This window comes from Microvirga zambiensis WSM3693 (assembly GCF_016735695.1).
GTDB lineage: Bacteria > Pseudomonadota > Alphaproteobacteria > Rhizobiales > Beijerinckiaceae > Microvirga > Microvirga zambiensis.
Genome location: NZ_JAERQD010000102.1, coordinates 1 through 13,460 on the forward strand (window position 1 = coordinate 1; position 13,460 = coordinate 13,460).

Genomic DNA, 13,460 nt, shown 5'->3' on the forward strand with positions numbered 1-13,460 from the left:
GTCCAGGTGAAGATCGGAGCCGCGATGATCGGTGCCGGGGGCGGTGCCTGACTGGGCAGGTCCGCAGCTGAGGCAGCGGCTGCAGCAAGCGAGACGCCTGCAACCCCTGCAAGGAGGCTAAGTACGCACTTTCTCATAACCGTAACCCCTTAGTGTGAGGACTCACGGGGAAAACTTACGCCTCTTACCCAAAGGAATGCTATGGCAAAGCAGCAACACCCACCGGGTCACGTGATATTCAAGGGGTGGAAAAGTAGTACTACTTTGGGATAAGAGAATTTTATCAATATAGCACGAAACAATTCCCTTAAAATTCCGTTTAAAGCAATTTGACATTACTTTGAAGACATGCCCTAATATTCCCGTTTTCGGCTTGACAACCGAAGGCGAGGAGATCACTCAACCCTGCCCTCTGGGCGGGGTTTTTTCTGGAAGTAATGCGCCCTCGCGTTGTTGTCAGAGATCCCCCAGAAGCAGCTGCGCCTGACGGCTTTCCTTCCCGCTTTGCTTTTTTCTACCGGATGAAGAAACAGCGCGCGCCTCTCGACCGACGGGGCGTCTACCCGCATCGGCCTGAGATATCCGCTCCTTCGCCTTGTCGCGTGCGATAGCCTCCGGTGCTGCAGGATTGTCGTCGAGCCACTTCCCGCGCTTGATCACTTCGTTGACCCGCCCCTGATTGACGCCCAGCTGGAACGCAATCTCCTGCTGGGTCATCTCCGTCGTGGCATGGAGATCAAGGATCCGCCTCGCCAGTTCGGGGGTCATCTTACGTCCGGCGATCCTCCGGGCGGGAGCGATCGACCGAATGGTCCTGTCCCGCTCCCGTAGCTTCTGCAGGATCGCGAGTGCCATATGCATGCCCTGCTCCCGCAGGGCATCCTCGAATTCCTTGAGCGTGGTCAAAGCGAACGCACTCCTTCAAAGAAACGATATGCCTCAAGAACGGCGCCTGAACCTTGCCTCTCCGAAACATCTCAACATTTTCAACGGCCACGCTGCGGCTTGGTTTCAACACACGTCCAGCCGATCAATCCTCTTCGTCTTTGCAAGGCCAGCCTTTTGGTGCGTTGAGCCCGGTCGGAAGCTTGGTCTGCTCCGTGCCGCAGGCGATGTCGATCTGGGACTGGCTGAGCCCACTCACACCGCTCAGATCGGTACCGCCGATTTGCGTCAGATAAAGATAGACTCCCGTCAGGTTCGCCCCTTTGAGGTCGAGGCCGTCGAGCCGAGAGCGCGAGAGATTGGAATAGCTGAAGTCGATGCCGGTCACCTTCGCGCTCTGGAACAGAACCCGTGCCAACTCTGCCTTCGACATGTTGGCGCCCGTGAGGTCCGCTCCGCTGAAATCGGAGCGGTTCAATTCGGACTTGCTGAAATTAGCCCCCGCCGCTTTCACCTGAGCGAAGTTCGAGCGGTTCATGTCGGCCGAGCCGAAATTCGCGCCCGACAGATTTGCCTGCGCGAAGTTGGCCCGCCAGCCGAGCGCCTTCGTGAAATCCGATCGCGAAAGATCGGCGCCTTCGAAACGAGTGCGGCTGACTTCCGTCTCACTCAGTTTGGCACCGGCCATGCGCGAGCCGGCGAAGTCGCTTAACGTGAGAAGCGAGCGTTGAATAACGATGCCCGTCAGGTCGTCATTCGTCAGCATGAGACGTGCCTTGGAGCATCCCGACCAGTCGACCCCTGGTGCTGGCGCATCCTGACACTTGGCCATGGCCGGGCCGGCGCAAACGCACAAAGCCAGCAATACCCCTGCAATTCTCACGGAACTCGCCCTCCAGCAGCTCCTTTTGGAGCGCTTCTTCCATAAATAGGCCCCGCCCCACTCCTGAGGAGCCCTCGCCAACCAACTTTCACGGAATCCACGAGAGACTCGACTTCCCTCCTCTATGGTCTAGCTTCTCCAGCGATTCCCGTGGAGTAAAACCATGCGCCCTTCCGTAACGTTTCCTGCCATTTTGCTTGCCGGCCTCGTGCTGAGCGGTTGCGTCGCCTCCACGGCCCCTGTCGGCGTTCTGCCGCGCGATCCGGTTCCGCCTCCACCCTCCCTCGCCAGTTCGACGACGGGCCGCTCCACGGCAACCCAGGAACGCACGACCTCGGCGCCGCGGCGTGCTTTGAGCGTGCCGGACCGGACGACCACACCACGCCCGTGACGCCGGACGATTCGCCCGCCCGGCCAACGTCCGCACACGCCGAGGCCTGACGATTGGAACTCTCCTTAAGAGCAATTCATCCTGCGCCAATGCGTAGCTGGCGCGGATTCCTGTCCTGATGCTATATGACGTAACGATAAGTAAAAACGCGGGATGAATCTTCATGACATGGGTTGAGGCGATCGGCTGGTTCGGCGCGGCTCTTGCCATCACGGGCAGCGCCATGAAGACGATCATCCCGCTGCGCTGCATCGGCATCGGAGCCAATATCTGCTCCCTGATCGTCTCCGCCTTCCTGGGCAACATCCCAGGCGTCGTGGCCAACCTGATCCTGCTGCCGATCAACAGCGTCCGTCTCTACCAGATGCTCGGCCTGATCAAACGGGTGAAGCACGCCTCGAAGAGCGACCTTTCCATGGAGTGGCTCAAGCCCTTCATGACCCGCCGCAGGACGAAGGCAGGCGAGATCCTCTTCGCCAAGGGCGATGCCGCCGACTGCATGTACTTCACGATCTCCGGACGTTTCCGGCTGAAAGAGATCAACATTGAGCTGCTACAGGGTCAGGTCGTCGGCGAAATGGGCTTCATGTCCCCGACCAACACGCGCACGCAGACTCTCGAATGTCTCGAGGCAGGCGAAGTGCTGAGCATCTCCTACGACGAGGTGCGCCAGCTCTATTTCCAGAACCCGGAATTCGGCTTCTACTTCCTGCGCCTCACGAGCGAGCGGCTTTTCCACAACATGGAGAGCATGGAGAAGGAGATCGTCCGTCTACGGGACGCGCTGCCCGAGATCGAGCCAGTCAAGCAGGCGGCCTCCGCTTAGAGCATCGGACCGATGCTCTCATTCAAGAAGAAAGCATCGGAATCATCCCAAATGTGCAAATCCACTTTTGGGTCCGGTGCTTTAGAAATCCTATAAAGAAGATACAGTTTAGAATTCTTATAACCTATTGAAATCACTTGATTTTTAATTGACGCACCTTCCAGATCATGGTTCCTGCAGCCCAAGCGTGGCGGACCAAAAGGCGTCCGGCACGATTGCTGGAGGATGTCGCAATGGTGAAACTTTCTTTTGGACGTGGGCTGCTCTTCGGAACTGCGGTTCTCGGTGTTCTTGCAGGTTCGGGCGTGTCGGCGTCGGCTGAGGAAGTGCTGAACATCTACACCGCACGCGAGCCCGGCCTGATCAAGCCTGTGCTCGACGAGTTCACCAAAGAGACCGGCATCAAGGTCAACACGATCTTCATCGCCAATGGGCTCGAGGAGCGCATCCGCACCGAAGGCGCGAACAGCCCGGCTGACGTGATCGTCACCGTCGATATCGGCCGCCTCGCCGCCGCCAAGGATTACGGCGTGACGCAAGCCGTGAAGTCCGAAGCGCTCGAGAAGGTCATTCCCGCCGCCTATCGCGATCCGGAAGGCCACTGGTTCGGCATCGCCCTGCGCGGCCGGGTCGTATACGCCTCCAAAGACCGTGTGAAGCAGGACAAGATCACCTACGAAGAGCTCGCCGATCCCAAGTGGAAGGGCAAGATCTGCATCCGCTCCGGCCAGCATCTCTACAACATCAGCCTGATCGCCGCCATGATCGCCCACAAGGGCGAGGCCAAGGCCGAGGAATGGCTGAAGGGCGTGAAGGCCAACCTCGCCAAGAAGCCGTCGGGCGGCGACCGCGAGCAGGCTCGTGACATCCTCGCCGGCGTCTGCGACATCGCCGTCGGCAACACCTATTATGTCTCGCTCATGCTCAACGGCACCGACGCGGACCAGAAGAAATGGGGCGAGGCGATCAACGTGATCCTGCCGACCTTCGAGGGCGGCGGCACCCATGTGAACGTCGCCGGCCTCGCGCTGGCGAAGAACGCGCCCAACAAGGCCAACGCCATGAAGTTCATGGAATACATGGTCTCGGACGAGTCGCAGCGGATCCACGCCGATGCCAATTCCGAATATCCGGTCAAGGCCGGCATCAAGGTCCACCCGACCATCGCCTCCTTCGGCGAATTGAAGGCCGACAACGTGCAGATCGCCGAGATCGCCAAACTGCGCAAGAAGGCGAGCGAGCTGGTCGACAAGGTCGGCTTCGACCAATAAGACAAGGGGCGGCTCTTCCCGCCGCCTCTCCCCAATTCAAGAGAGGCGCTGCCGGCGACGGTAGCGCCGCTTCCATTAGCCCGTGATCGCAGAAACGCAGACCGCACTCCGCCTCTCGTTCCGGAGAAAGGCAAAAAGCATCCCCTGGTGGCTGTCGGCCGCCGTGGCCGCGATCGGTCTGCTCGTCTTCCTGCCGATCGCCGCGCTGATCAATATCGCCGCCGAGGGCGACGCGGAGATCTGGCCCCACCTGATTGCGAACGTCTTGCCGGCGAGCACGCTCGACACGCTCGCACTTCTGATAGGCATCGGCGTCGTCGCGGGCTCCATGGGCATCACGGCGGCCTGGCTCGTGACCGCGCACCGCTTCCCCGGCCGCAACGCCCTGGTGTGGCTGCTGCCGTTGCCGCTCGCCGTACCGACCTACATCACGGCCTATATCTATGTCGAAATCTTCGACTCGGCCGGCCTCGTGCAGATGGCGTTGCGCGATCTCGTGGGCTGGAAATCCCGGAGCGAATACTGGTTTCCGGAAATCCGCTCGCTTCCCGGCTGCATCCTCGTGATGTCCGCGGTGCTCTATCCCTACATCTACATCGCGGCCCGGGCGATGTTCCTGACGCAGAGCGCGAGCATGCTGGAAGTTGCCCGCACCCTCGGCGCGAGCCGCGTCAAGCTCTTCCGCATCATCGCGCTGCCCCTCGCCCGCCCCGCACTCGCTGTCGGCATATCGCTCGCGTTGCTGGAAGCGCTGAACGACATCGGCGCCAGCGAATATCTCGGCGTGCGCACACTCACCGTGTCCGTGTTCAACACATGGCTCAACCGCGGCAGCCTCGCGGGAGCGGCGCAGATCGCCTGCGTGATGCTCGCCTTCGTCGTCGGGCTGATCCTGCTCGAGCGCTATGGACGGCGGGACCGGCGCTATTCCGCATCGCTCAAACGACACCGCACGGTGCACCCCGCTCCGCTTTTCGGCCTACGCGCCTGGATTGCGACAAGCCTCTGCACCGTGCCCGTCGTCTTAGGCTTCATCCTTCCGGTCGCCTTCCTGCTGCGGGAAACCCTGCGCGGCAGCCTGTTCAAGCAGCTGGATGCGGAGTTCCTCGCCCATCTGATGACGACGATCGGCCTTTCCGTCGTAGCCACCTGTGCGGTGCTGATCCTCGCCATCGTACTGGTCTGCGCCGCGCGCCTGTCCAAGAACTCCCTTACCAAGGGAGCGCTTTTCGCGGCGAGTCTGGGTTATGCGATCCCGGGCACGGTGCTGGCACTCGGACTCATGACCCCGCTGGTCGGCATCGACAACTTCATCGGCAATGTCTGGCGCAGCCTCACGGGCGAACGCCTCGGCCTCCTGCTCATGGGGGCCGCCGGAGGCATCATCATCGCCTATGTGATCCGCTTCCTCTCGATCGCGACCGGCTCCCTCTCCGCCGGTCTGGACCGCGTGTCGCCGAGCCTGGAAGATGCAGCGCGCACGCTCGGAGCATCGCGGCGGGAAATGGTGTGGTCGATTCAGATCCCGCTCATGCGCCCCGCCCTCGCGAGCGCCGCCCTGCTGATCTTCGTGGACTGCATCAAGGAGTTGCCGGCGACCCTTCTGCTTCGCCCTCTCAACACCGAAACGCTCTCGACCCTCGTCTACACCTATGCCTCGCGGGGACGGTTCGAGGACGGATCGCTCGCCGCCCTCGTCATCGTCCTGGTTGGGCTCCTGCCGGTGATCCAGCTCATCCGCAGCGCAGAGGCGCGGCCGAGAACGGTGGAGAGTCCGGACTCGGCGTCAGAATCTCTCCCTTAGGCCTCATTCGCTCGACAAGCTCCATCCGAGCCAACGGAAAAGTGCTATACTCCGGCCCGGAATGAGGCTTCCGGTTCAGGCGGGGCCTCGCCTGTAATGCGTGTCTTGTCCGTGTTCCCTAACAAGCGGAGACCACGATGACCTACGCGAGGAGAGCCTTTTCCGCTGCCGTTTTCGTTCCCGCGCTGCTCGCCGTGACAGCGATGGGCAACGCATCAGCCCAAACGGCCCCTCCATCCGTCGACGAGCAGCAGGCCCGCGACATCGCGGTCGATGCCTACATCTATCTTTATCCGCTCGTCACCATGGACATCACCCGTCGGCAGATCACCAATGTCGAGCCCGGGAAGGGTTTTGGCGGCCCGATGAACACCTTCGCCAATATCTGGGCCTATCCCGGTGCCGAGGACCGGGCCGTCGTTCGGCCGAATTTCGACACACTGTATTCGTCGGCATTCCTCGACCTGACGAAGGAGCCGATGGTGGTTTCGGTTCCCGATACGAACGGGCGCTATTACCTGCTGCCGATGCTCGACATGTGGACCGACGTGTTCGCGTCGCCTGGCTGGCGCACCACCGGCACGAAGGCCGGAAACTTCGTCCTTGTCGCGAAGGGTTGGCGTCCCGAGATGCGCGCGCGTCTTGTCGATGACTACAAGCTCCCGCAGGACACGCAGGTCATCGAGGCGCCGACGCCCTATGTCTGGATCATCGGACGCACCAAGACGGATGGTCCGGCTGACTATCCGGCCGTCCATAAGATCCAGGACGGGTACAAGCTCACGCCTGCTTCGCAATGGGGCCGGACCGTCGAGCCGATGCCGTTCAAGCCCGATCCGACCATCGACATGAAAACGCCACCGAAGGTTCAGGTCGACACAATGCCTGCCGAACGCTTCTTCGCCTATGCGGCGGAACTGCTGAAGGTGCACCCGCCTCACATTACCGACCAGCCGATTGTCGCGCGGATGAAGCGCATCGGCATCGAGCCCGGAAAGAGCTTCGACGCAAGCGCCATCGACAGCGCTGTCAGACAGGGAATCGCGCAGGCTGCAACGGAAGCGCAACGGCTCATGGGGTGGAAGCTTCAGAGCCTGGCGCGCGTCGTCAACGGCTGGTCGATGAACACCGACACGATGGGCGTCTACGGCAATTATTACCTGAAGCGGGCCGTGGTTTCCCAGGTCGGCCTTGGAGCCAACTTGCCGGAGGACGCGATCTATCCCCTGAACCTCGCCGATTCCGCCGGCCAACCGCTCAACGGAAGCAACCGCTACACGATCCACTTCGCCAAGGGTAATCTGCCGCCGGCGGAGGCATTCTGGTCGGTGACGCTTTACGATCCGGAGGGATTCCAGGTGGCCAACAGCCTTAATCGCTTCGCGGTGAGCAGTTGGATGCCCTTCCAGTACAATGCCGACGGCTCCCTCGATCTTTTCATCCAAGCAGACAATCCCGGCAAGGGCATGGAGGCGAACTGGCTGCCTGCCCCACGGAGTCCTTTCAATCTCACGATGCGCCTCTACGCACCGGCGATGAACGCGCTGACCGGTCGGTGGGCCCCGCCCCCGGTCGAGAAGGTCGACGCGACCCAGGCGCTCGCTCAATAGGCGATGTGGTTTCCACCGGCCCGGAGCGCCCCGCAGCGCATCCGGGCCGCAGGTTTAACCTTTCCCCTTCTCAGGGTTTCACCTGATATCCATCCGGTCCGATGGGACTAAACTCGGCTCGTATCGGTCTCCGGGTTGACCCGACATGGGCGCCCGCCACTCCGATAAATCGAGAGGAAGAGCCCATGAAGCGGATCGTTCTCGCTGCTCTCGCCTTCGCCGCCGCCACGGCAACGGCATCTGCCCAGACACCATCCGCCGAAGATCTCAACAGCCGACAGATCCAGCGCCGTGCCGTCGAAGCCGCCATCTGGGGCATGCCGGCTGTCAATTACGACCTGATGCTGCAGGAGATGCTGACCAAGACGCCCGGCAAGGTGAACCAGGTGATCTATTGGGGCCGCCCGCTCGACTGGAGGAACCAGACCCTCACGCCCAATCCGGACACGCTCTATTTCATGGCATTCTTCAACACCAAGGATGTCGGGCCGATCGTGATCGACATCCCCGCGGCGGGAGCGGACGGTTCGCTCAATGCCAATATCGTCAACATCTGGCAGCAGCCGCTCGAGGATGCGGGACTTCTCGGGGTCGATAAGGGTCAGGGCATCAAGCTGCTGATGCTGCCGCCCGGCTATTCGGACAAGATCCCTGTCGGTTATTCGCCGCTGCAGCCGGATACTCATGGAAGCTACGCGCTGTTCCGCTCGAACCTGCGCAGCCACGACAACGCTGATGTCGAGAAATCGGTCGCCTACGGCAAACGCATCAAGATCTATCCGCTTTCGCAGGCTTCCGACCCACCTGCAACGGTCTTCACTGACGTCAAGGACATCCTTTTCGACTCGACCATCCGCTACGATGAGAGTTTCTTCGAAGGGCTCGACAGGATCGTGCAGAGCGAGCCGTGGCTAGGCCGGGATCGGGTCATGATCGATCAGCTGCGTTCGCTCGGCATCGAGAAGGGCAAGCCCTTCGCTCCCGATGCCAAGACGAAGCAGGCTCTCACGTCCGGCATCCGCGAGGCGCAGACGGTGCTCGAGGCGAGATACGACGCCGGCCTGCCGCCCTTCTTCGAAGGAACGCACTGGACCTTCCCCGCTCTCCCCGAACTCATCGAGGCGGCCGCAGCCAATTTCGCGGACCCCAACCGCTATCCGGTCGATGCGCGCGGCCTCACTTACACCTATGGCTATATCGGCATCAAACGCCTCGGCGCCGGCCAGTTCTACCTGATCAACATCAAGGACAAGGGCGGGAACAACTACGATGGCGGCAAGACCTACCGCCTGACCGTGCCGCCCAATGCGCCGGTCGAGCAGTACTGGTCGGTGACCGCCTATGACCGGCAGACCCACGCTCTGATCAAGAACGTCGATCGCGCGAGCCGCGCCTCGAACGCCGCCGAGGTGCAAAAGAACGCTGACGGATCCGTCGACATCTATTTCGGCCCGAAGGCGCCGGCCGGCAAGGAATCCAACTGGGTCCCGACCGACCCGAACCGCGGCTTCGAGCTGATGTTCCGCCTCTATGCGCCGACCAAGGCCCTGTTCGACAAGGCATGGCGGCTCTCGGACGTCGAAATGGTCGCAGCGCAATGAGCAGCAGGAGCAATGCCATGCCGAGACGCCGCATTTCGCTCATCCTCAGCCTGATGCTGGCTGCCGGCACCTCTTCCGCCCTCGCGCAGCAGCAACTTCCCTACGCCGCCCGGGCATTCACGCCGGCTCATCCCGATCTCGCCCGGTCGGCGGGTATTCCTGCGGTCCTCGCGAACGAGGATTATGTCAGGGCGCTCGCCCGCATCGTCTATTACTGGGGCTATCCGGCGGTCGACGGCTTCGGACGCACGAACATGTGGCAAATCATGAAGGATACGCCCGGCACCATGCTGGGACTCCTTCCCGGCGCGCCGATGAACATGACCGGCTGCCTGTCGGACTACATGTCGCCGTCACAGCGCTGGGTCGTGACGCCGAACAACGACACCGTCTATGGCGCCGGCTTCGCCGATCTCGGCGCCGAGCCCGCCGTGATCCAGACACCGACCGATGCTCCCAAAGGCCACTACTGGACGGTTCAGATCGTCGACGTCTTCACCAACGTCATCCACCAGCTCGGCTCGGCGTCTGCGACGCCCGGCGGGAAGTATCTGCTCGTCGGCCCTGACTGGAACGGTCAGAAGCCGGACGGCTTCATCGATATCCTGCGCATGCCCACCAACATCGTGGCCGCACTCCCGCGCAGCTTCGCGGCGCGAACGCCGGAGGCGAAGGAAAGGGCAGTCGCCGTTCTGAACCAGATCGGCATGTACCCCTTAAGCAAGAACCAAGCTGGCCAGCGCGACTTCGACTGCAAGGCCGCCGCCCGCAATGCGGTCTACCCGCCCGGCGTCACGCCCGAAATGATCGCGGCAGATCCGGATGCCAGCCGCCCGCAATGGGTCAATCCCAAGACGTTCTGGGACGATCTGGCGAAGATGTTGGACGCCAATCCGAAGGTGGGACCGGATGACACCGCGATGGCCGCGCAGGCCAAAACGCTGATCGCCCTGCGCAACAGCAATCCGCAGTACAAGGCCCTGCTCGATACGGAGGCACTCGCAGCGGATTCTGCCCTGCACACCAGCAGCACCTATGTCCAGGTGGGCGTGGACGCCGGAAACGGATGGCAGAAGCAGGAAGGCGCAGGCCTGTGGGGCAGCGACTGGTTCAGCCGGGCCCAGGCGACCGTCATCTACATCTATGTCAATGACTACCGCGAGGCGACCTACTTCATCCGCGGCACCGACGCCAAGGCCACGACGCTCGACGGCCGCCATGTCTATACGATGACGTTTCCGAAGGATGCTCTTCCGCCCGTCGACAGGTCGCGCGGCGGGTTCTGGTCTCTGACCATGTACGACAAGGATTACTTCATGCTGCCGGATTCGCCGAACGGCCGCACCAATATCGGCACGGTTTCGCTCGACGCGAACGAGCTGACATTCGCCGCGGACGGTTCGCTGACCATCACCCTGTCACACGAGCAACCCACCGAAGCGACAGCCCGCGCGAACTGGCTCCCGGCCCCGGAGGGCCAGTTCGCGCTGATCGTTCGGGCCTATGTCCCGGAGCAGGCGATCCTCGACGGCAGGTACAAGCTCCCGAATGTCGAGAGAAAATAGGAGCCCGGGCAAGCGCCGTCATGGAGGGCCGGTTCGATGTATCAAGGAATGCGGTTTGCGAAATGGGGGCTGGGCCTCTTCATCTTCGGCGTCTTCCTGACGTTCGGCATCGTCGCGCATTACTGCGTCGGCGCCCGCTGGCCCACCGGCGAGCTGTTCATGCAGAACATCACCCTGTGGTGGGCATGTCCCTGGACGCTGTCGGTCGCCGCCGTGCAGGCCGGGGGACTCGGGATGGTGGCGCCCGGCCTTACGCTGATGCTGGCGGGACGGTTCTCGTCGCGTAATGCCGGCGCAGGAAGTTCCGCGGCGTTGTGGCTGTGCATCGTCGGTCTCCTCGGCGTCTTCGCCATCGGCTATCCCGGCTACTTCGTTTTCGATGCGGTCTGGCCGGCCTTCTATTACGCGCCGGTCGTCACGGGCAAGAACGTCTGGCTGCTTGCTCAGGCGTTCTTCATGGCTGTGTACTTTGCCGGCATCCTCCTTGCTTTCAACGCAGCCCGTCACGCCCTCGATGCGGTCGCAGGCGACGCGGAGCTACGACGCGCGGCGTGAGGAGCTTGGATCATGAATCCCATCGACATCTTCGCCTGGATCGTCCTGATCGTCCTCGTCGCGACGCTTGTCGCGGTATTCGTCGCGCTCGGGATGATGCCTGGCCGCATCGCGCGCAGGCGCGGACATCCCTGGGCCGAGGCGGTGGCGGTTGGGAGCTGGGCCACCCTGATCTTCGGCTTCGTGTTCTGGCCGCTTGTTCTGATCTGGGCTTATGTCGACGTGCCGGAGCGGCGGGAGGCGTCTAAATGATCGTCGTCCTGCTCAACTCCTACATCGCGCTCCTTGCCCTGTTCGTCTGGCTCAAGTTCATCCCGTTCAACACATTCTGGAAGATCTCCCCGGTCATCGTGCTGCTGCTTCTTCTCCTCGGGCTTTTCATCCCGATGGGATGGGGCGCGCCTTCCGGCCCTGCGGTGGTGGGGCGCAATTCGGTGCAGATCATCCCGTCCGTGGCAGGCGAAGTCGTCGACGTGCCGGTTGCAGCGAACGTGCCGGTCAAGGCTGGAGATGTCCTGTTCCGCATCGATCCGACCACCTACGAGGCGCAGGTCAAGACGATCGAGGCTCAGCTCAAGTTCGCCGAGCTGCGACGTTCTCAATTCTCCGAGCTCCAGAGCCGCGACACTGGGCGCGCCTTCGACGTGCAGCAGCGCGAAGCGGAGGTTCAGGAACTGCAGGCGCAGCTCGAAGGCGCCAAATGGAATCTCGACAAGACCACCGTGCGCGCGCCGGCGGACGGCTATGTGACGAACCTCGCCCTGCGCAAAGGCGCGCGGGTCACTGCGCAATCGCCGGTGATGGCCTTCATCGACACCTCGGAGACCCTTTTCGCGGCGGAGATCCCGCAGATCTACGCCCGTTATGTCGAGGTCGGGCAACCGGTCGAGATCACCTTCAAGACCCTGCCAGGCGAAGTCTTCACCGGCCGCGTCCAGGCGGTGCTGCAGGCGATCGCAACAGGGCAGGCGCAAGTCAGCGGTTCGGCTATCTCGCCTCCGGATGTCCAGACCGCGCCCTTCGTGGTCCGCTTCACGCTCGACGATCCGGACCTCGCCAAGCGCCTTCCTGCGGGCACCACCGGACTGGCGGCGATCTTTACGGAGCACGTCAAGGCGGCTCACGTCATCCGCAAGGTCGTGCTGCGCCAGACCGCCATCCTGAATTACGTTAACCCGTTCTGATGCAGATGCAGCAGATCATCATCGCCATTGCGCGAACAGGCTCTCGCTGTCGATCGTTTCGATGTGGTGCCGGTATCGTTTCGAGTAGAGCGTGAGAAGGGAATCGTGTCCCTCATCCGAGGAGCTGCAGACGCCGTCCGTGACGATAACGATCCGCAATCCCAGATCGACGGCGCCGAGCACCGTGGCGAGAACGCACATATCGGTCTCGGAGCCGGTGACCAGCAGGGTATCGATGCAGCGCTCATTGACGAGATCGCGCAGCTTGTGGCCTGCGAAGGCTGAATAGACCGGCTTGTCCAATACGATAGCGGGTGGCACGAGGCGCTGCAGCGGCGGCAACAGCTCCAGAAAACGGGGATCGAGATGCTCGCGGGTCGCCTCACGCCAGCGCTCGTAATAGCCGCGCCAAGTGCCCGGCATGTCCTCGGGCAAATAAGGCGGGATGAAGCGGGTGAATACGGTGCGATGAGGAGCCCGCTCCGCAATTTCGGCCACGACCGGAAGCACACGCTCCATCCACGGGGTCGGCCACGGACCTTCCCTCGAAAACAGGTGCTGCATGTCGATGCAAAGGTGAAGCGTAGCAGGACTCAGAGGTGTCATGGCAGACACAAACGACGTGCATGGGAGCGCAGTTCCACGTCTGCACTGCGCGGAAAACAAAGGCCCCGGAGTTTCCCCCGGGGCCTGAAAGATGTCCGAACACGCCTTGCGTCAGGCCGCGTCGGGCCGGGCTTTATTGAGGTCGACCTTGAACTCGGCCTGGGTCTTGGCCCTGATCTCGTCGACGCTGACGCCGTCGGCGAGCTCGATCAGGCTCATGCCGGTGCCGCCCTTCTTGTCGATGGCGAACACGCCGAGATCGGTGATCACCAGATCGAC

The 13,460-nt window shown here is 62.1% G+C and carries 13 protein-coding genes and 1 pseudogene; 10 read left to right on the top strand and 4 right to left on the bottom strand.

Translation table 11 applies throughout. From position 1 onward, the window contains the following. Positions 1–456: 456 nt before the first annotated feature. A complete protein-coding gene (locus JKL46_RS32280) occupies positions 457–906 on the bottom strand; it encodes an RNA polymerase subunit sigma-70 (RefSeq protein WP_201842345.1) in 450 nt (149 codons plus the stop codon). Between the two features lie 124 nt (positions 907–1,030). After that, positions 1,031–1,651, bottom strand: a complete 621-nt coding sequence (locus JKL46_RS32285) for a pentapeptide repeat-containing protein (protein WP_201842348.1) — start codon at positions 1,649–1,651, stop codon at positions 1,031–1,033. Between the two features lie 280 nt (positions 1,652–1,931). On the opposite strand from JKL46_RS32285, the gene JKL46_RS32290 reads away from it, so the two are divergent. From JKL46_RS32290 to JKL46_RS32335, 10 genes are all read left to right on the top strand, one after another. Further along, positions 1,932–2,159 carry a hypothetical protein gene (locus JKL46_RS32290; RefSeq protein ID WP_201842350.1) on the top strand — a complete coding sequence of 76 codons (228 nt, stop codon included), beginning with the start codon at positions 1,932–1,934 and terminating at the stop codon, positions 2,157–2,159. Positions 2,160–2,322: 163 nt separating this feature from the next. Next, entirely contained in the window at positions 2,323–2,985 is a 663-nt protein-coding gene (locus tag JKL46_RS32295) for a Crp/Fnr family transcriptional regulator (RefSeq protein WP_201842351.1), read from the top strand. 233 nt (positions 2,986–3,218) lie between these two features. After that, entirely contained in the window at positions 3,219–4,256 is a 1,038-nt protein-coding gene (locus JKL46_RS32300) for a Fe(3+) ABC transporter substrate-binding protein (RefSeq protein ID WP_201842353.1), read from the top strand. A 163-nt stretch (positions 4,257–4,419) separates the two neighbouring features. After that, entirely contained in the window at positions 4,420–6,060 is a 1,641-nt protein-coding gene (locus JKL46_RS32305; RefSeq protein ID WP_201842355.1) for an ABC transporter permease subunit, read from the top strand. A gap of 137 nt (positions 6,061–6,197) precedes the next feature. Continuing rightward, on the top strand, positions 6,198–7,670 hold the full coding sequence (locus JKL46_RS32310) for a DUF1254 domain-containing protein (RefSeq protein ID WP_201842357.1): 1,473 nt from the start codon (positions 6,198–6,200) through the stop codon (positions 7,668–7,670). Positions 7,671–7,855: 185 nt separating this feature from the next. Next, entirely contained in the window at positions 7,856–9,271 is a 1,416-nt protein-coding gene (locus JKL46_RS32315; protein WP_201842359.1) for a DUF1254 domain-containing protein, read from the top strand. Positions 9,272–9,288: 17 nt separating this feature from the next. Further along, on the top strand, positions 9,289–10,836 hold the full coding sequence (locus JKL46_RS32320; protein WP_201842362.1) for a DUF1254 domain-containing protein: 1,548 nt from the start codon (positions 9,289–9,291) through the stop codon (positions 10,834–10,836). 36 nt (positions 10,837–10,872) lie between these two features. Then, positions 10,873–11,391, top strand: coding sequence for a hypothetical protein (locus JKL46_RS32325; protein WP_201842364.1), 519 nt, complete (start codon positions 10,873–10,875; stop codon positions 11,389–11,391). A 12-nt stretch (positions 11,392–11,403) separates the two neighbouring features. Then, positions 11,404–11,643, top strand: coding sequence for a DUF3302 domain-containing protein (locus tag JKL46_RS32330; protein ID WP_201842366.1), 240 nt, complete (start codon positions 11,404–11,406; stop codon positions 11,641–11,643). Beyond that, positions 11,640–12,575 (top strand): HlyD family secretion protein, encoded by a 936-nt coding sequence (locus JKL46_RS32335; RefSeq protein ID WP_201842368.1) that lies wholly within the window; start codon positions 11,640–11,642, stop codon positions 12,573–12,575. The genes JKL46_RS32330 and JKL46_RS32335 overlap by 4 nt, the downstream gene beginning before the upstream one ends. An 18-nt stretch (positions 12,576–12,593) precedes the next feature. On the opposite strand, the gene JKL46_RS32340 is transcribed toward JKL46_RS32335, so the two are convergent. Together JKL46_RS32340 and JKL46_RS36030 are read right to left on the bottom strand one after the other, a co-directional pair. Continuing rightward, entirely contained in the window at positions 12,594–13,181 is a 588-nt protein-coding gene (locus JKL46_RS32340; RefSeq protein ID WP_201842370.1) for a cysteine hydrolase family protein, read from the bottom strand. Positions 13,182–13,292: 111 nt separating this feature from the next. Then, positions 13,293–13,460: pseudogene (locus JKL46_RS36030) on the bottom strand (succinyl-CoA--3-ketoacid-CoA transferase); the annotation flags it as partial.